Source organism: Streptomyces sp. NPDC002669 (genome assembly GCF_042889165.1).
Lineage (GTDB): Bacteria > Actinomycetota > Actinomycetes > Streptomycetales > Streptomycetaceae > Streptomyces.
This window is the reverse complement of the sequence record NZ_JBIAQQ010000015.1, coordinates 175,654-194,021: the sequence shown is the minus strand read 5'-3', so window position 1 is coordinate 194,021 and position 18,368 is coordinate 175,654. Positions and strand designations below refer to the sequence as shown.

The window sequence follows — 18,368 nt, the reverse complement described above, 5'->3', positions numbered from 1 at the left end:
GTTCGTTCGAGAGGAAAGCTCAGCTCCCATGGCGAAGATCCTGAAGTTCGACGAGGACGCCCGTCGCGCCCTTGAGCGCGGCGTCAACAAGCTTGCCGACACGGTCAAGGTGACGATCGGCCCCAAGGGTCGCAACGTCGTCATCGACAAGAAGTTCGGCGCCCCCACCATCACCAACGACGGTGTCACCATCGCGCGCGAGGTCGAGCTCGACGACCCGTACGAGAACCTCGGTGCCCAGCTGGTGAAGGAGGTCGCCACCAAGACCAACGACGTCGCGGGTGACGGTACGACCACCGCCACCGTGCTCGCCCAGGCGCTCGTCCGCGAGGGTCTGCGCAACGTCGCCGCCGGTGCCTCCCCGGCCGCCCTGAAGAAGGGCATCGACGCCGCGGTCAAGGCCGTGTCCGAGGAGCTCCTCGCGACCGCCCGCCCGATCGACGACAAGACCGACATCGCCGCTGTGGCCGCGCTCTCCGCGCAGGACCCGCAGGTCGGCGAGCTCATCGCGGACGCGATGGACAAGGTCGGCAAGGACGGCGTCATCACCGTCGAGGAGTCCAACACCTTCGGTCTGGACCTCGACTTCACCGAGGGCATGGCCTTCGACAAGGGCTACCTGTCCCCGTACATGGTGACCGACCAGGAGCGCATGGAGGCCGTCCTCGACGACCCGTACATCCTGATCCACCAGGGCAAGATCGGTGCCATCCAGGAGCTGCTCCCGCTGCTGGAGAAGGTCATCCAGGCCGGTGGCTCCAAGCCGCTGCTGATCATCGCCGAGGACGTCGAGGGCGAGGCCCTGTCGACCCTGGTCGTCAACAAGATCCGTGGCACCTTCAACGCCGTCGCCGTCAAGGCCCCGGGCTTCGGTGACCGCCGCAAGGCCATGCTCGGCGACATCGCCACCCTCACCGGTGCGACCGTCATCGCCGAGGAGGTCGGCCTCAAGCTCGACCAGGCCGGTCTGGACGTGCTGGGCACCGCCCGCCGCGTCACCGTCTCCAAGGACGACACCACGATCGTGGACGGCGGCGGCGAGCCCGGCGACGTCAAGGGCCGGGTCAACCAGATCAAGGCCGAGATCGAGGCCACGGACTCCGACTGGGACCGCGAGAAGCTCCAGGAGCGCCTCGCGAAGCTGGCCGGCGGCGTGTGCGTGATCCGCGTCGGTGCCGCCACCGAGGTGGAGCTCAAGGAGAAGAAGCACCGTCTGGAGGACGCCATCTCCGCGACCCGCGCCGCGGTCGAGGAGGGCATCGTCTCCGGTGGTGGCTCCGCCATCGTCCACGCCGTCAAGGTCCTGGAGGACAACCTCGGCAAGACCGGCGACGAGGCCACCGGTGTCGCGGTCGTGCGCCGCGCCGCGGTCGAGCCGCTGCGCTGGATCGCCGAGAACGCCGGTCTCGAGGGCTACGTCATCACCTCGAAGGTCGCCGAGCTCGACAAGGGCCAGGGCTTCAACGCCGCCACCGGCGAGTACGGCGACCTGGTGAAGGCCGGCGTCATCGACCCGGTCAAGGTCACCCGCTCCGCGCTGGAGAACGCCGCGTCCATCGCGTCGCTGCTGCTCACGACCGAGACCCTGGTCGTCGAGAAGCCGGCCGAGGAAGAGGCCGAGGCCGCCCACGGCGGTCACGGCCACGCGCACTGACGCACGGTCGCCCCGTCGGCCCGCGCAGCCGACGAAAGGCCCCTTCCCCCACCGTTCGACGGTGGGGGAAGGGGCCTTTTCGGCGTACGGAGGGTTCCTGGCGCGACGGGGCTTTCGGCTCACGACGAGGTCAGGCGGGTGCCGTGCCCCGGTCGGAGGCGCCGAGCCAGCGCATCAGGGCCATGAGGTCCTCGTGCCACCAGCCCTCCTTGATCCTGCCGTCCTCGAACCGGAAGATCGTGGTGCCGGACATGACGCACTGTCTGCCCGTGGGGGCGATGCCCATGAAGTCGCCCTTGTGGGTGCCGGTCCAGGTCCACAGCGTCACGACGTCGTTTCCCTCGCAGACCTGCCGGTCCAGGTCGAAGGTGAAGTCGAAGGCGGCGCGCCACCGGGCGACGTCCTCGCGCAGCCGGTCGGAACCGACCACGGACTCCGCGTCCTTCGCGATGTCGTGGTCGGTGTAGTCGGCCGCGAACACCTCGTCGATGGCGTCGAGGTTGCCTCCGACGGCGATCTCGTGGAAGAAGCGGCGGGACTGCGTCTGGTTCAGCTGCTCGTCGCGGACCACGTCGAGGTCGGTGAAGGTGGGCATCCCGTCGCAGAGCGCCACCATCTCCCGGAAGATCCGTTCGGTCTCCGGCAGCCCCGAATTGGCCATCGCGGCCTCGTACGACGGGAACTCGACGATCTCGACGTAGTGGGACCCGTCGGAGCGGTCCTTGCCGATGAGGCTGTGGGTGGCGGTCCGGGTACCCCTGGTCCGCTCGGCCCACTGGTCCATGAGCCGGTCCATCTCCGCGAACCGTTCCGTCTTGCAGTCGATCATCTGTACGAATCTCATGACGGCTCCCGGTCTCACGTACTGGTGGGATGCCCCCAGTCTAGTGAGAAACGGGCATTTCGACGGCCCGCACCTTCGAGCTGTCCGGGCCGGGACCCCGGCCCGGACAGCTCGAAGGTGCGGGCCGGGAGGCCCGGGGGGGGGGGGGGGGGGGGGCTCAGGCCGAGTGGCCCAGGCTCCCGGAGTGCACGGGGTCCGCGAAGGGCAGACCGGCCGTGAACCGCTCCAGCTCGTCCAGCGCCTGGTCGGCCATCCGGTGCAGCTCGTCGCCCAGCGAACCCGCCACGTGCGGGGTGAGCAGCACGTTCGGCAGGGTGTACAACGGCGAGTCGGCGGGCGGGAGTTCGGGGTCGGTCACGTCCAGCACCGCCTGCAGCCGCCCGGCCGTCAGCTCGGCCAGCAGTGCCCCCTCGTCGATCAGCGACCCCCGCGCCGTGTTGATCAGCGTCGTCCCGGTCGCCATCGCCGACAGCTGCGCCGCGCCGATCAGATGGTGCGTCTCCGGGAGCTGGGGCGCGTGCACCGAGACGACGGAACTGTTCGCGCACAGCTCGTCGAGCGGGGCGAGCCGCACCCCGAGCCGTTCCGCCTCGGCCTCGTCCACGTACGGGTCGTACAGCAGTACGTCCAGGTCGAAGGGGCGCAGCAGCTCGATCACCCGCCGGCCTATCCGGGAGGCCCCGACGATGCCGACGGTGCGGCGGTAGTTGCCGGCCCCGTCGAGCTCCGCGAGCCAGTCGTGGTCGGCGCGCAGCCGGCGGTAGCGGTCCGCGGCGTGCAGCACCCGCTTGCCCGCGAACAGGATCGCGGCGAGGGTGAACTCGGCGACGGGCAGGGCGTTGGCCCCGGCCGCCGAGGTGACGACGATCCCGCGTTCCCAGCAGGCGTCGGTGATGTGGTGCTTCACGGAGCCCGCGGCGTGCACCACGGCCCGCAGCCGGGGCGCGGCCGCCAGCACCTCGGCGGTGAGCGGGGTGGCGCCCCAGCAGGTGAACAGCACCTCGGCCTCGGCGAGCGCGGCGGCCACCTCGGGCGTCGGCTCGGCCAGGTCGTGGGCGACGAGGCGCGGGTCGGTGCGGGTGAGGGCGGCCAGCCGGGCGCGGTGGCGGTCGGCGAACAGGCGGTCGGCTATGCCGGGGCCCATCGCGAGCAGGGCCGCGGGCCGGTTGTCGGTGGTGTGGGGCATGGTGGGACTCGTACTCCTCGGGCTCGCGGTGGGGGTCACTTGACGCTGCCGGCGGTCAGTCCGGCCTTCCAGTGCCGCTGCAACGAGACGAAGGCGACGATCAGCGGGATGACGGCGAGGAGGGAACCGGTGACGACGAGCGGGTAGAAGCTCGGCTCGCCGTGGGTGTTGGTGTTCCAGGAGTACAGACCGAGGCTCAGCGGGAAGAGCTTGCGGTCCGAGAGCATCACGAGGGGGAGGAAGAAGTTGTTCCAGATCGCGGTGAACTGGAAGAGGAAGACGGTCACGAAGCCGGGCATGACCATGCGCAGCCCGATCGACCAGAAGACCCGCAGCTCGCCGGCCCCGTCGATACGGGCGGCCTCCAGCGCCTCGTTCGGGATGTAGCCGGTGCTGAACACCCGCGCGAGATACACGCCGAACGGGTTGACCAGCACCGGGATCAGCACGGACCAGTAGGTGTTCACCAGGCCGGTCTTGGAGGCCAGGAGGTACATCGGCAGGGCCAGCGCCGTGGTGGGCACGAGCACGCCCATCAGCACGAGGGCGAACAGCTTCTCCTTGCCCCGGAACTCGTACTTGTCGAAGGCGTACCCCGCGGCGACGCAGATCAGCGAGCAGACGAGGGCGCCGACGCCCGCGTACAGCAGGCTGTTGAGGTACCAGCGGAAGTAGATGCCGTCGCCGTAGGAGGCCAGGTTCGACAGGTTCTCGCCGAGGTTGAAGCCCTTGAAGGAGAAGGCGTTGCCCGCGAGCAGGTCACCGGTGTCCTTGGTGGCGGCGGTGACCAGCCAGACGAGGGGGAAGAGCATGTAGACGACGGCGAGCAGGAGGAAACCGTTGACGGCGGTCTTCGACATCCACCGGCTGCGGGAAGCGGGGGAGTTCATGCTTTCTTGCCCTTCCGGCCGGTGAAGCGGGTGACGACGAAGGACAGCAGCGCGGCCATGAGCGCCAGCAGGATGGAGGCGGCCGCGGCGAGACCGTAGTCGTTGCGCTCGAAGGCCGCGGTGTACGCGTACATGTTCGGCGTCCAGGTGGAGGTGACGGCGGAGCCGGTCCCCTTGTTGAGGATCAGCGGCTCGGTGAACAGCTGGAGCGAGCCGATGACCGTGAACAGCGCGACCATCACGACGGAGGCGCGGATCAGCGGGACCTTGATGCTCAGCGCGGTGCGCCAGGCGCCGGCCCCGTCGACCGTGGCCGCTTCGAGCACGGAGCGGTCGATGGCCTGCAGCGCGGCGTAGAAGATCACCATGTTGTAGCCGAGCCACTCCCACAGGGCGATGTTCACGACGGAGGGGAGCGCACCCCCGGGCGAGAAGAAGTCGAAGCCGATCCCGCCGGACTCCATGGCGCTGACCACCGGGCTGAGCTGCGGCGTGTAGAGGTACACCCAGATCAGCGCGGCGATGATGCCGGGCACGGCGTGCGGCAGGAAGAGCGCGAGCTGGAAGAACCGGCGGGCACGGGCCAGCGCGGAGTCCAGCAGCAGCGCGAGGGCGAGGGCGCCGACGAGCAGCAGCGGAATGTAGAACAGGCAGTATCCGAGGAGTACGCCGAAGCCCTCGCGGAACGCCCGGTCGCCCAGGGCCGCCGTGTAGTTGTCGAGTCCGCTGAAGACGGTCTCGGTGCCGCCGAAGCCCAGGCCGGACTGTTTCTCGGTGAACAGGCTGAGCCAGACCGCGTAACCGATCGGCAGCACCATGGCCACGGTGAACAGTACGAAGAAGGGCCCCAGCAGGATGGCGGCGGCTCTGGTCGTCCGGGCGCGCTTCATCAGCCTGCGTCCTCGACCTTCAGACCGCGCTTCTTCAGCTCGGCGACCGTGGCGTCGTGCCCGGCCTTCACGGCGTCCTTGATGGTGGTGCCACCGCTGGCGACCTTGCCGAACTGGTCCTTCATGGTGGTGTTCGTCGTGCCGGTGGTCGGGCCCCAGTTCCAGTTCTGGCCGATCGACGCCGCGGCGCCCTCGAAGACCTGGTAGATGTCCTGGCCGCCGTAGTAACCGGCGTCGAAGGCGCTCTTGGCCGCCGGGCGCAGCGACGCCGCGGCCGGGAAGGCGCTCGACGTGCCGGACTCGATGCGGGCCTTGATGCCTTCCTCGGTGGTCGACATCCAGGTGGCGAACTCGACCGCGGCCTTCGCCTTCTCGCTGGTCTTGGTCACCGCGAAGGTGGAGCCGCCGAGCATGCCGCTGGCCGGCTTGCCGTCCCAGCTGGGCATCGGGGCGACGGCCCACTTGCCGCTCTGCTCGGGCAGCGTGCCCTTGAGGACGCCCGCGCCCCAGGCGGCGCCGAGGTAGCCGACGGTGCCGCCGTTCTTGAGGGAGTTGGTCCACTCGGGGCTGAACGAGGCGTTGGCGCGGATCAGGTCGTCGTCGAGCAGACCCTGCCAGTAGTCGGCGACCTTGTTGGTGGCCGCGTCGGCGGTGCTGACCTTCCAGGTGTCGCCCTCGGGCTTGTACCACTGGGCGCCGGCCTGCCAGGCCATCGCCTGGAACGTGGTCGGGTCGTCGGGGAAGAAGGTGCCGATGCGGGCCTTCTTGTCGGCCTTCTTGATCTTCTCCGCGGCCTTGCGGAACTCGTCCCAGGTCTTGGGGACCTCGACGCCGTACTTCTCGAACAGGTCCTTGCGGTAGTAGAAGGACTGCGGCGAGGCGTCGAACGGAACGGCCCAGTTCTTCCCGCCGAGGGTCGTCAGCTCGACCGCCTGCGGCAGCAGCTTCTTCCTGATGTCCTCGGTGAAGTACTCGCCGATGTCCTGGAGCGCGCCCTGGCTGACGTACTCCGGGAGCTGCGGGTACTCGATGGAGACCAGGTCGGGGGCGTTGCCCGCCTTCACCGCGTTGGAGATCTTGGCGTAGCCGCCCGCGTTGCCGGACGGGATCTCCTCGTACACCACCTTGATGTTCTTGTGGGAGGCGTTGAACGCGTCGACGACCTCCTTGGAACCCTTGGCCCAGCCCCAGAAGGTGATGCTGACGGGCTTGCCGTCGCTCCCGGCGGAGGAGTCGTCGCCGCTGCCGCCACAGGCCGTGAGAACGGCGAGTGCGGTGACGGCGCCGACGACGGCGATGGACGTTCTGCTCGAACTGCGGCTCACAGCGAGACTCCTGAACAGGCGACGACATTGGCGTTGGCCGTGATCCTTGGACCAGCCGTGACCGAAGTCAAGAGCGAAAGAGCGATTGATCGAAAAAAGATCAGATAAGTTACGTACGGAGGCGAGTGGGACACGCTGCGGAACGGGTGCGCGGGGTGGGGAGTGCGGGTACGAGGGCCTGCGGATGGGCCCGGGGCATGAACGGACGCGGACGGGCATGAACGGGCACGGGCGGGCCCGTCGTGAAGCCTGCCCCGGCGCACGCCCCCGGATTCCGGCGCCACGCCGGTGCCCGCGCCCGGACATCTGCCCGGGCGCGGGCACCGGTGGCTACAGGGGCGCTCCGCAGGAGTCCCGGACGCGCAGCTGCGGCAGCAGGGTCAGATGCCGCCGGGGCGCGCCCGAGCCCTGGCCCAGCCGTTCGACCAGCAGTTCCGTCGCATGGCGGCCGACCTCGCGCTTGGGCGGTGCCACCGCCGTGAGCGGGGTGTCCGCGAGCGCCGCCACCTCGTCGTCGTAGGCGATCAGCGCCAGGTCCTCCGGCACCCGCACGCCCAGCTCGGCCAGGCGCTGCACCACCTGGATCGCGTCCACGTCGTTGTGGATCAGCGCCGCCGTGGCCACTCCCGAATGCACCGCCTCGCGCAGCGCCCGCACGGCCTCCTCGAAGGCGTCCGGGGCGAGTTCGGCCGGTACGGAGTCGATCACGTCCTGCGGCGCGCGCAGCCCGAGCACGGCGAGGGCCTCCTCGTACCCGGACCGCACCGCGACGGCGGTCGGGGAGTCGGCGCGGGCCATCAGCAGTGGCGCCCCGTGTCCGAGGCCCACCAGGTGGCGCACCGCGAGCAGGACGCCGTGCGCGTGGTCCGAGCAGACCCGGTCCAGGCCGTCCAGCGGGGAACCGGGCGCGGGGCGGCGCTCCAGCAGGACGGTCGGCACGGGCAGCGAGGCGATCCAGTCGCCGAACGCGGCGGGGTCGCCCGGATGCTGCCACCCGGGAGCGACCAGAAGTCCCTCGGCGCCCGCCGAGAGCAGGCCCTCCGTGCGGGCGTGGTCCTCCTGCGGCCGGTAGTCGGAGATCCGCAGCACGAGCCGGGCCCCGGCCCTGGCCGCGGCCTCGTGGGCGCCGCGGATGACCTCGGCGAAATAGTAGGTGGACGAGGGCGCGAGCATGCCGATGACCGGACCGCCGCCGCCCGCGCCGCCCGGCCCGGCGGCGGAGGCGGGCTCGGCGTCCTGAGGCCAGGACACCGAGCCGTGCACCCGGTCGAGCAGGCCGCGGCCGGCCAGCTCCTCCACGTCCCGGCGGGCGGTGACGGGCGAGACCCCCAGCTGCGAGGCCAGGTCCGAGACCCGGGCCGAACCCCGTTCCCGTACCAGCCCGAGCAGGCGGTCATGACGTTCAGCAGCACTTTCGCGCACGGCAGCAGTCCCCTCGCAGTGTGTGGCCCGGCCCCCTGGTCCGGCCGGTGCCGGGGCCGTAGTCCGACCCTAGACCAACGTGATCGAACGATGGGAGTTTCGATCATTCAAACGCGATCCATTGACGTTCGATCAATCCGAGTCCAGGATTCCGGCGGTGCGGGCTCGTCCCGTCCCGAACCCGACTGTTGTACGGAGGAATTGTGAGACATCGCGTCACCGCAACGGCGCTCGCGGCGCTTACGGTCGCCGGCGGCCTGACCGTCGCGGGCCAGGCCGCCGCGCAGGCGGCACCCACCGGCCGTACCTTCCACGTCGACTGCGCCGCCGACCCGGCGGGCGCCACCGGCAGCAGGCAGCACCCCTGGACCTCGCTCGCCGAGGCCAACGCGCAGACCTACGGGCCCGGCGACCGGCTGCTCTTCAAGCGCGGCACCACCTGCACCGGCACCCTCGCCCCCAAGGGCACCGGTTCCGCCCGCGCGCCGTTCACCATCGCCGACTACGGCGGGGGCCCGGCACGGGCCAAGCTCGACGGCGCGGGCGCCCACGACGTCGTCCTGCTCGCCGACATGCAGTACGTGCACCTCAAGGCCCTGGAGATCGTCAACGCCGCCGCCCCCGGCAGCGAGCGCAACGGCGTCCGGCTGCGCCTCACCGACTACGGCGTCGCCCGCGGCTTCGACATCTCCGGCCTCTACATCCACGACGTGCGCGGCGGCGACTACAAGACGATCTCCGGCTCCAGCGCGATCCACATCGCGGTCGAGGGCAAGGCGAAGGCCAGCTGGTACGACGGCCTGAACATCGCGCACAACCGCATCGAGGATGTCGACCGCGAGGGCATCTACTTCAAGTCGACCTTCTCCAAGCGCGACCTGGTCGGCCAGCAGCAGGACCCGAACGTCTACCCGGGGGAGTGGACGCCCAGCACCCGGGTCCGCATCCACCACAACACGCTGAAGTCCCTGGCCGGCGACGGCATGAAACTCGACACCACCAGCGGCGCCCGGGTCGACCACAACCGGGTGGACGGCTTCCAGCTCCGCTCGCCCTCCGCCAACGCGGGCATCTGGACCTTCAACACCGACGACACGACCGTCGAGTACAACGAGGTCTCGGGCGGCGGCAACACCCACGACGGGATGTCCTTCGACGCCGACGGCGCCTCGCAGAACACCGTCTTCCAGTACAACTACAGCCACGACAACAAGGGCGGCTTCCTGCTGATCTGCCCGTACAGCGGCGCCAAGACCATTGGCACGGTCGCCCGCTACAACGTCAGCCGCAACGACGGCGCCCGCCTCGTCCAGAACTGCTGGGGCCCGATCCTGGGCACCGAGATCTACAACAACACCTTCCACAACAAGGAGCAGATCCCCGGCTACCTCGTCCAGGACGACGCCGGCAGCCCCGCCACCACCCAGCACGAACTGTCCATCCGCAACAACGTCTTCGTGAGCGAGGGCACCGGCGGCTACGCCTTCAAGAACCCGACCCCCGGGCTCTCCTTCGACCACAACGCCTTCTACGGCATCGACATGACCCGCCTCAACCCCGGCGGCATCACGGCCGACCCGAAGCTCCTGGACGACTTCCGGCTCGGTGCGGGCTCGCCCGCCCTCGCCGCCGGAACCGTCATCGAGAACAACGGTGGCAAGGACTACTTCGGCAACAGCCTGAAGCCCGGCGCCCCCAACATCGGCGCCTACGCGGGCCCCGGCGTGGAGTGACGGCCCGACGGACGGCCGCCCGGTGGGTGAACGCCTGCTGCGAGGCCGCCCGGTGGGTGAACGTTCACTGCGCGACCGCCCGGTGGGTGAACACTCACTGAACCGCCGTCCGATGAGTGAACACTCACTGAGCGGGCGCCCGGTGAGTGAGCGTTCGCTGAGCGGCGGCCCGGTGGGTGAACACTCACCGGGCCGCCGCCCGCCCGGTAAGCAGCCGTTCGATATGCGATCGGCCGATGGCCGGCCGCTCACTGCGGACCGTACTTGCGGCCCGTCTTGGAGGTGACGCCTCCGAGCAGGCCGCGCGGCGTCAGCTTCACGACCCCCATCAGCGCCTTGTACCGCGGGTCCGGGATCGAGAGGGACCGGCCGCGCGCCAGGTCGGCCAGGGCCGCCGCCACCAGCTTGTCCGCGTCGAGCCACATCCAGCCCGGGATGTTGCCGGTCCCCATCCCGGCCCGCTGGTGGAACTCCGTCCGTACGAATCCCGGGCACAGCGCCATCAGCCGTACGCCCGAACCGGCCAGGTCCTTCGCCGCGCCCTGGGTGAACTGCACGACCCACGCCTTGGACGCGCCGTACGTCCCGCGCGGCACGAACGCCGCCACCGAGGCCACGTTGACGACCCCGCCCCGCCCGCGCTCCCGCATCGCGGTCGCCGCCGCCGAGGTCAGCCGCAGCACCGCCTCGCAGTGCACCTTCAGCATTCTCAACTCGTCGGCCATGGGCACGTCCAGGTACTGGCCCTTGTTGCCGAACCCGGCGTTGTTGACCAGCAGGTCCACCGGGTGGCGACGGTCCGTCAACCGTTCCTCGACCGCGGCGATCCCCTCGTCCTCGGACAGGTCGGCCCGCAGCACCTCGGCCTCGATGCCGTGCCGGTCGTGCAGTTCGGTCGCCTGCTCGCGCAGCCGTTCGGTGTCTCGCGCCACCAGCACCAGGTTGTGCCCGTCGGCCGCGAGCCGCCGCGCGAAGGCGGCGCCGATCCCCGCGGTCGCGCCCGTAATCAGTGCAGTCGTCATACGCGGCACGTTAGTGCCCCGTGCACACCCGGGCCCGACCCGCCCGCCACCCCTCACCGGGGCAGGGCACATGTCGCGGAATCACGGGCACGGTCGCGGAGTCGGAGGTATGCGCGCGGAGTCGGGCGCGCACGCGGGGAGTTGCCGGGATCGGACGGTGCCCGTGGACGCCGGGATTCAGTCGGCGCCCGTGGGTGCCGGGGGCCGGTCGCCGTACTTCTCCACGCGGGCCCGCGCGGCGCGCAGCGACTCGGGGTGCAGCGCGTCCCCGGCCACGAGCAGTCCGGGAAGCAGGTCCCGGCGGGTCGTCATGGCCCGGAACTCCAGTTCCACGGTGACGTCGTGGTCCGGCCGGTGCACGATCTCGACCGGGTCCCCGGCCCGGATCTCGCCCGGCTCGATCACCCGCAGATAGGCGCCCGGGGCCGCCGCCTCGGTGAACCGCCTGACCCAGCGCTGCTCGCCGAGGTGACCGGCGAACGTCCGGCAGGGAATCCGGCCCGACGTCACCTCCAGTACCAGATCGGGGCCTATCCGCCAGCGTTCGCCGATCCTGGCGCCGCTCACGTCCACACCACCGGTCGTCAGGTTCTCGCCGAACACGCCGTTGGCCAGCGGGCGGCCGAGCTCCCGCTCCCACGCGTCGAGATCCTCGCGGGCGAAGGCGTACACCGCCTGGTCGGAGCCGCCGTGATGGCGCAGGTCGCACACCGCGTCCCCGGCCACGCCACTGCCGCCGGTCCCCTTCGGGCCGGGGTCGGCGACCCGTACGGGGCCGTCGACGGGCCGTTTGTCGATGCCGGTCGTGCCACTGGGGGAGTCGGTGTGCTCGACGGCCTCCGGCCGTCCCGCGTTCACGCTCAGCAGCGTCATCGGTTCCATGGACGTCATACGGAGAACGCTAACCAGCGAACCTAAAAGATGCATGGCAATAATTCGCCCACGCCCCAAGAATCGCTTATCTTTCATGGGTGATCGAAGCCCGGCACCTCCGAGTCCTGCGCGCCGTGTCCACCACCGGTTCGTTCTCCGCCGCCGCTCGCGAACTGGGCTGTACCCAGCCGGCGGTCAGTCAGCAGATGAAGGCCCTGGAGGCATCCGTGGGCACCACCCTGCTGATCCGCACCGGACGCGAGATGCGCCTGACCCAGGCGGGTGAGGCCCTGGTCCGGCACGCCTCCGGCATCCTCGCCGGGCTCACCGCGGCGGAGGAGGAGGTCGCCGCCATCGCCGGGCTGCGGGCCGGCCGGGTCCGGCTGGTGTCGTTCCCCAGCGGCAGTTCCACGCTGGTCCCCGGCGCCCTGGCGGCGCTGCGCGAGGCCCATCCGGGGACCAGGGTCTCCCTGGTGGAGGCCGAGCCGCCGCGCTCGGTCGAGATGCTGCGCGAGGGCGACTGCGACATCGCCCTGGCGTTCCGGTACGGCAGCTGTGGCGCCGAGTGGGAGGACCTGGTCGTGCGCCCGCTGCTCACCGACCGGCTGATCGGGCTGGTCCCCGAGGGGCACCGGCTGGCCGGGGCGGACGCGGTGGGCATCGCCGAGCTGGCCGACGAGTCGTGGATCGCGGGCTGCCCGCGCTGCCGTGGGCAGCTGGTCGAGGTGTGCGAGGGGGCGGGCTTCACGCCCCGGATCGACTTCGCCACCGACGACTACCCGGCGGTGGTCGGCCTGGTCGGGGCGGGGCTCGGCGTGGCCGTGCTGCCGGAGCTGGCGATCGAGTCGGTGCGCCCCAAGGGGGTGCGGACCGTGATGGTGGAACCGGCCGTCCGGCGCGAGATCGTCGCGCTGACCCTGCCCGACCTCGCGCAGGTCCCGGCGGTTGCGGCCACGCTGGACCGGCTGTCCCTGGCGGCCGCCCGCTGAGCGCCCCGGGAGGGCCCGGCTCACCGGGCGCCGGGGACGGCAGGCGTCCGGGACGGACCGGTCTCAGGGGCCGACGGGTACCCGGGACGGACGGGCGCCCGGAGCCGACGGGCGTCCGGGATCGGCAGCCGTCCGGAGCGGTGGTCGTCGGGCACCGCGCGGCCGGTTGAAATGCGGAAACGTTTCTCCGTTTGTCGTGCGAGGTGTGGCGGGATCAGCCGTGCCCCGAGGAGGACGGCACGCCCGCCGTGATCAGCCGACTGCGGGCCCGTCCCATGAGCTCCTCGCGCTCGTCCTCGGTCAGCCCGCCCCACACTCCGTAGGGCTCTCGTACGGCCAGGGCATGCGCCGCGCACTCGGCGCGCACCGGGCAACGCATGCAGACCTCTTTCGCCGAGTTCTCACGGGCGCTCCGGGCGGCTCCGCGCTCACCCTCCGGGTGGAAGAACAGCGAACTGTCGACCCCGCGGCAGGCTGCCAGCAGCTGCCAGTCCCACAGATCGGCGTTGGGTCCGGGAAGGCGGGAGAAATCTGCCATTGCTTGTCCCCTCGAAACCGTGCTGAGTCGGAAACGTCGAGTCGTCTGTCGTTGACCGTGCCCACGACCGTACAACCATGGTGTAAGCAGATGTAAATATGACTGATTGCGAATCTAGTCATAGACGCCAGCAAAAGGGAAGAAAACCCGCTAAATGGGGCATACCTTCATGTGAAGTTTCGGTTGACTGTTGGATGATCCGCGCCATTCCCCTCCGTGTGCGCCCTCTCACGTAGAGTGCCGAACCCGCTTGTCCGACCCGTAACTCTTTCGAGTGACCGTCGTTGAGAGGGCGGAGGCGGTTGGCGGAAAAAGCGATCGGGCAGATGTCCGAGAGTGTCAACCGCGCAGGTGACGACTTGTAACAGCCTGGAGGCACAAGGTGACGCGCATCAGCTGCGGAGGACGGTCATGACATCCGTTCTCGTCTGCGACGACTCCCCGCTCGCCCGAGAAGCGCTCCGACGCGCGGTCGCGACCGTGCCCGGCGTCGAGCGGGTGACGACGGCGGCCAATGGCGAGGAAGTTCTCCGCCGCTGGGGCGCCGACCGTTCGGATCTGATTCTGATGGACGTACGCATGCCCGGCCTGGGAGGTGTGGAGACGGTCCGGCGGCTGCTCTCCGCCGACCCCGGCGCCAGGATCATCATGCTGACCGTCGCCGAGGACCTGGACGGGGTCGCGCTCGCGGTCGCCGCCGGTGCTCGCGGCTATCTGCACAAGGACGCCTCCCGGGCGGAGTTGCGGGCCACCGTCACCCAGGCGCTGGCCGATCCGACGTGGCGGCTCGCCCCGCGTCGGCTGCGGTCGGCCGAGATGGGTGCGGCCCCGACGCTCACCGCGCGGGAGATCCAGGTGCTGGAAGGGATGAGCCACGGCCGTTCGAACGCCGAGATCGGACGCGAGCTCTTCCTCTCCGAGGACACGGTGAAGACCCACGCGAGGCGTCTGTTCAAGAAGCTCGGGGCCTCGGACCGGGCGCACGCCGTCGCGCTCGGCTTCCGTTGGGGGCTGGTCCGCTGAGGGGCGGCCGGGTCCGGCAGCCGAGTGGTTCCCCGCCCGCACACCGGCGGGCGGGGCGACGCGGCCGACGTGCGCCCGGCGGCCTCCGTGCCGTCCGCGGCGCCCGCCGGGCCGACGGCATGTGACGCTTCCCGGCCGATGCCGCATCCTTGAGACGTGGAGTTCCTCGGGGTGGAGTTCCTCGGGAACGATTCGGTCCAGCGGAAGGGGAGGGCGCAGGACATGACTTCCGGCGCACCCGCTCATAACGCTTCGGTGCACAACTGCGGACGCGGTGGCACGGATGGCGAGGCTCCGAGGCACCATGGTCCGATGCGCGACGACGAGACGACGGCGATCGGTGCCCTGGTGCACCGCGCCGTCGAGGGCGACGCGCAGGCCACTCACGATCTGCTGGCCCACGTCCACCCCCTCGCCCTGCGCTACTGCAGGTCGCGGCTGAACCGGCTGCCCGGTGACGCCCGCCACTTCGTGGAGGACCTGGCGCAGGAGGTCTGCGTCGCGGTGCTGATGGCACTGCCGCGCTACAAGGACACCGGCAGGCCCTTCGAGGCGTTCGTCTTCGCCATCGCGGGGCACAAGGTCGCCGATCTCCAGCGGGCCGCCATGCGGCACCCGGGATCGACCGCCGTGCCCTCGGACGAGATGCCCGAGCGGCCCGACGACTCGCTCGGCCCCGAGGAGCGGGCCCTGCTCAGCAGCGACGCCGCCTGGGCGAAGAAGCTCCTCGCCAACCTTCCGGACAACCAGCGCGAGTTGCTCGTCCTCCGAGTCGCCGTGGGGCTGACCGCGGAGGAGACCGGGCAGATGCTGGGCATGTCCCCGGGGGCGGTCCGGGTCGCCCAGCACCGGGCACTGAGCCGGCTGAGGGCCCTCGCGGAACAGTGAGACCGGGTCCGTGAAGCTCCCCACCCGGTTCCGGGGAGCTTCCGACCGGGCCCGCGGATCCTTTGCCGGGCCTTGACGAGGCTTCCGCACGGGCCTCCGCGAAGTCTTCGTACCGGCCCCGCAAAGCCTTCGCACCAGCCCTGCGAAGCCTTCGTACCGGCTCCGGGAGGTCTTCGTACCGGCCCTCATCGGCCCGTACGAAGCTACGGAACCTCCAGGTGATCTTGTTCGTGGAATGAGACACCCTCGAAGGCCGTTAGCATGGACATCCGCACCGATCAAGGCCATTTGGGGAAGGTGTCATGACTGCAAACGTCGACGGAGTGCCCGAGAAATTCGCGACGCTCGGGCTGACATACGACGACGTGCTGCTGCTGCCCGGCGCGTCCGACATGGCGCCCGACCAGATCGACACCTCCTCGTACATCTCCAAGAACGTGCGGGTGAACATCCCGCTGCTCTCCGCCGCGATGGACAAGGTCACCGAGGCCCGCATGGCGATCGCCATGGCCCGGCAGGGCGGCGCCGGTGTGCTGCACCGCAACCTCTCCATCGCCGACCAGGCCAACCAGGTCGACCTGGTGAAGCGCTCCGAGTCCGGCATGGTCACCGACCCGATCACGGTGCACCCGGACGCGACGCTGCGCGAGGCCGACGAACTGTGCGCCAAGTTCCGCATCAGCGGTGTCCCGGTCACCGACACCGCGGGCAAGCTGCTCGGCATCGTCACCAACCGTGACATGGCCTTCGAGTCGGACCGCACGCGCCAGGTGCGCGAGGTCATGACGCCGATGCCGCTGGTCACCGGCAAGGTCGGCATCTCCGGCGTGGACGCCATGGAGCTGCTGCGCCGCCACAAGATCGAGAAGCTCCCGCTGGTCGACGAGGCGGGCGTCCTCAAGGGCCTCATCACCGTCAAGGACTTCGTCAAGGCCGAGAAGTACCCGAACGCCGCCAAGGACAAGGAAGGCCGCCTGCTGGTCGGCGCCGCCGTCGGCGTCGCCGGTGACGCCTTCGAGCGGGCCCAGGCGCTCGTCGAGGCCGGTGTCGACTTCATCGTCGTGGACACCGCCCACGGTCACTCCCGACTGGTCGGCGACATGGTCGCCAAGATCAAGTCGAACGCGGCCGGCGTCGATGTCATCGGGGGCAACATCGCCACCCGGGACGGCGCGCAGGCGCTGATCGACGCGGGCGTCGACGGCATCAAGGTCGGTGTCGGCCCCGGTTCCATCTGCACCACCCGCGTCGTCGCCGGCATCGGCGTCCCGCAGGTCACCGCGATCTACGAGGCGTCGCTCGCCGCCAAGGCGGCCGGTGTCCCGGTCATCGGCGACGGCGGCCTGCAGTACTCCGGCGACATCGCCAAGGCCCTGGTGGCCGGCGCGGACACCGTGATGCTCGGCTCGCTGCTCGCGGGCTGCGAGGAGTCCCCGGGCGAGCTGATGTTCATCAACGGCAAGCAGTTCAAGTCCTACCGGGGCATGGGTTCGCTCGGCGCGATGCAGAGCCGCGGCGACCGCAAGTCCTTCTCCAAGGACCGCTACTTCCAGGAGGGCGTCGCCTCCGACGAGAAGCTGGTCCCCGAGGGCATCGAGGGCCAGGTCCCCTACCGGGGCCCGCTCTCCGCGGTCGTCCACCAGCTCACCGGCGGTCTGCGCCAGTCGATGTTCTACGTCGGCGGACGCACCGTCCCCGAGCTCCAGGAGAACGGCCGGTTCGTCCGGATCACCTCGGCGGGCCTCAAGGAGAGCCACCCGCACGACATCCAGATGACGGTCGAGGCGCCGAACTACAGCAGGAAGTGACGCGGCCACACGCCTGAGGGGCGGGCCCGGGGGTTCCCGGGACCGCCCCTCAGGCGTGTGTCGGGGATACTGGACAGCGCAGACATAGAGGGAAAGGCCACACCATCGTGACTGAGATCGAGATCGGGCGCGGCAAGCGCGGCCGCCGGGCGTACGCATTCGACGACATCGCCGTCGTACCGAGCCGTCGTACCCGCGACCCGAAGGAGGTCTCGATCGCCTGGCAGATCGACGCCTACCGGTTCGAGCTGCCGTTCCTGGCCGCCCCCATGGACTCGGTGGTCTCCCCGCAGACCGCGATCCGCATCGGCGAACTCGGTGGCCTCGGCGTCCTCAACCTGGAAGGGCTGTGGACCCGGCACGCCGACCCGCAGCCGCTGCTCGACGAGATCGCCGAGATGCCCGTCGAGTCGGCGACCCGCCGCCTCCAGGAGATCTACTCCGCCCCGATCCAGGAGGAGCTGATCGGGCAGCGCATCAAGGAGGTGCGCGACTCCGGCGTCGTCACCGCCGCCGCGCTCTCCCCGCAGCGCACCGCCCAGTTCTCCAAGGCCGTCGTCGACGCGGGCGTGGACATCTTCGTCATCCGCGGCACGACGGTCTCCGCCGAGCACGTCTCCGGCGCGGCCGAGCCGCTGAACCTCAAGCAGTTCATCTACGAGCTGGACGTCCCGGTGATCGTCGGCGGCTGCGCCACGTACACCGCCGCCCTGCACCTGATGCGCACCGGCGCGGCCGGTGTCCTCGTCGGCTTCGGCGGCGGCGCCGCGCACACCACGCGCAACGTCTTCGGCATCCAGGTTCCGATGGCGACCGCGGTCGCCGACGTGGCCGGGGCCCGCCGGGACTACATGGACGAGTCCGGCGGCCGGTACGTGCACGTGATCGCGGACGGCGGCGTCGGCTGGTCCGGCGACCTGCCGAAGGCCATCGCCTGCGGTGCGGACGCCGTGATGATGGGTTCCCCGCTGGCCCGCGCCACCGACGCGCCGGGCCGGGGCCGGCACTGGGGCATGGAGGCCGTCCACGAGGACGTGCCGCGCGGCAAGCTGGTGGACCTGGGCTCCGTCGGCACCACCGAGGAGGTCCTGACCGGCCCCTCGCACACCCCCGACGGCTCGATGAACATCTTCGGCGCGCTGCGCCGGGCGATGGCGACGACGGGGTACAGCGACCTCAAGGAGTTCCAGCGCGTCGAGGTGACGGTGGCGGACTCGCAGCACAGCCGCTGAGCACCGTCCGTACGGAAGAACGGGCGAGGGCCCCGCACACCACGATCGGTG

General features: G+C 70.4%; 16 protein-coding genes. 7 read left to right on the top strand and 9 right to left on the bottom strand.

Going from position 1 to position 18,368, the window contains the following annotated elements; all coding sequences use genetic code 11:
- The first annotated feature begins 28 nt into the window (after nucleotides 1-28).
- The gene (groL, locus tag ACFYW1_RS22865) at nucleotides 29-1,654 is read left to right on the top strand and encodes a chaperonin GroEL (protein ID WP_388996036.1); all 1,626 of its coding nucleotides are present in this window, start codon (nucleotides 29-31) and stop codon (nucleotides 1,652-1,654) included.
- 130 nt (nucleotides 1,655-1,784) lie between these two features.
- Here the strand turns inward: groL and ACFYW1_RS22860 are convergent, their stop codons facing one another.
- From ACFYW1_RS22860 to ACFYW1_RS22835, 6 genes are all read right to left on the bottom strand, one after another.
- On the bottom strand, nucleotides 1,785-2,498 hold the full coding sequence (locus ACFYW1_RS22860) for an ester cyclase (protein WP_388996033.1): 714 nt from the start codon (nucleotides 2,496-2,498) through the stop codon (nucleotides 1,785-1,787).
- 157 nt (nucleotides 2,499-2,655) lie between these two features.
- Nucleotides 2,656-3,684, bottom strand: coding sequence for a hydroxyacid dehydrogenase (locus tag ACFYW1_RS22855; protein WP_388996030.1), 1,029 nt, complete (start codon nucleotides 3,682-3,684; stop codon nucleotides 2,656-2,658).
- A 35-nt stretch (nucleotides 3,685-3,719) separates the two neighbouring features.
- Nucleotides 3,720-4,574: a carbohydrate ABC transporter permease gene (locus tag ACFYW1_RS22850; protein WP_388996027.1), complete on the bottom strand. Its 855-nt coding sequence runs from the start codon at nucleotides 4,572-4,574 to the stop codon at nucleotides 3,720-3,722.
- Nucleotides 4,571-5,464 (bottom strand): carbohydrate ABC transporter permease, encoded by an 894-nt coding sequence (locus tag ACFYW1_RS22845; protein WP_388996024.1) that lies wholly within the window; start codon nucleotides 5,462-5,464, stop codon nucleotides 4,571-4,573. The genes ACFYW1_RS22850 and ACFYW1_RS22845 overlap by 4 nt, the downstream gene beginning before the upstream one ends.
- Entirely contained in the window at nucleotides 5,464-6,789 is a 1,326-nt protein-coding gene (locus ACFYW1_RS22840) for an ABC transporter substrate-binding protein (RefSeq protein ID WP_388996021.1), read from the bottom strand. The genes ACFYW1_RS22845 and ACFYW1_RS22840 overlap by 1 nt, the downstream gene beginning before the upstream one ends.
- A 330-nt stretch (nucleotides 6,790-7,119) precedes the next feature.
- A complete protein-coding gene (locus ACFYW1_RS22835; RefSeq protein ID WP_388996018.1) occupies nucleotides 7,120-8,211 on the bottom strand; it encodes a substrate-binding domain-containing protein in 1,092 nt (363 codons plus the stop codon).
- A gap of 203 nt (nucleotides 8,212-8,414) precedes the next feature.
- On the opposite strand from ACFYW1_RS22835, the gene ACFYW1_RS22830 reads away from it, so the two are divergent.
- A complete protein-coding gene (locus ACFYW1_RS22830) occupies nucleotides 8,415-9,944 on the top strand; it encodes a right-handed parallel beta-helix repeat-containing protein (RefSeq protein ID WP_388996015.1) in 1,530 nt (509 codons plus the stop codon).
- A 248-nt stretch (nucleotides 9,945-10,192) separates the two neighbouring features.
- On the opposite strand, the gene ACFYW1_RS22825 is transcribed toward ACFYW1_RS22830, so the two are convergent.
- Both ACFYW1_RS22825 and ACFYW1_RS22820 read right to left on the bottom strand, forming a co-directional pair.
- A complete protein-coding gene (locus ACFYW1_RS22825; protein ID WP_388996012.1) occupies nucleotides 10,193-10,966 on the bottom strand; it encodes an SDR family NAD(P)-dependent oxidoreductase in 774 nt (257 codons plus the stop codon).
- 177 nt (nucleotides 10,967-11,143) lie between these two features.
- Nucleotides 11,144-11,839, bottom strand: coding sequence for an MOSC domain-containing protein (locus ACFYW1_RS22820; protein WP_388996117.1), 696 nt, complete (start codon nucleotides 11,837-11,839; stop codon nucleotides 11,144-11,146).
- 98 nt (nucleotides 11,840-11,937) lie between these two features.
- On the opposite strand from ACFYW1_RS22820, the gene ACFYW1_RS22815 reads away from it, so the two are divergent.
- The gene (locus ACFYW1_RS22815) at nucleotides 11,938-12,828 is read left to right on the top strand and encodes a LysR family transcriptional regulator (RefSeq protein WP_388996009.1); all 891 of its coding nucleotides are present in this window, start codon (nucleotides 11,938-11,940) and stop codon (nucleotides 12,826-12,828) included.
- A 214-nt stretch (nucleotides 12,829-13,042) separates the two neighbouring features.
- Here the strand turns inward: ACFYW1_RS22815 and ACFYW1_RS22810 are convergent, their stop codons facing one another.
- A complete protein-coding gene (locus ACFYW1_RS22810; RefSeq protein ID WP_388996006.1) occupies nucleotides 13,043-13,366 on the bottom strand; it encodes a WhiB family transcriptional regulator in 324 nt (107 codons plus the stop codon).
- Between the two features lie 411 nt (nucleotides 13,367-13,777).
- On the opposite strand from ACFYW1_RS22810, the gene ACFYW1_RS22805 reads away from it, so the two are divergent.
- The 4 genes from ACFYW1_RS22805 to ACFYW1_RS22790 all read left to right on the top strand — a co-directional run bounded on the left by ACFYW1_RS22805 (nucleotide 13,778) and on the right by ACFYW1_RS22790 (nucleotide 18,317).
- A complete protein-coding gene (locus tag ACFYW1_RS22805) occupies nucleotides 13,778-14,389 on the top strand; it encodes a response regulator transcription factor (protein WP_003948568.1) in 612 nt (203 codons plus the stop codon).
- Nucleotides 14,390-14,701: 312 nt separating this feature from the next.
- Nucleotides 14,702-15,277 (top strand): sigma-70 family RNA polymerase sigma factor, encoded by a 576-nt coding sequence (locus tag ACFYW1_RS22800; RefSeq protein ID WP_148838753.1) that lies wholly within the window; start codon nucleotides 14,702-14,704, stop codon nucleotides 15,275-15,277.
- Nucleotides 15,278-15,579: 302 nt separating this feature from the next.
- Nucleotides 15,580-17,085 (top strand): IMP dehydrogenase, encoded by a 1,506-nt coding sequence (gene guaB / locus ACFYW1_RS22795; RefSeq protein WP_388996002.1) that lies wholly within the window; start codon nucleotides 15,580-15,582, stop codon nucleotides 17,083-17,085.
- Between the two features lie 107 nt (nucleotides 17,086-17,192).
- On the top strand, nucleotides 17,193-18,317 hold the full coding sequence (locus ACFYW1_RS22790) for a GuaB3 family IMP dehydrogenase-related protein (protein ID WP_148838755.1): 1,125 nt from the start codon (nucleotides 17,193-17,195) through the stop codon (nucleotides 18,315-18,317).
- Nucleotides 18,318-18,368: the final 51 nt, after the last annotated feature.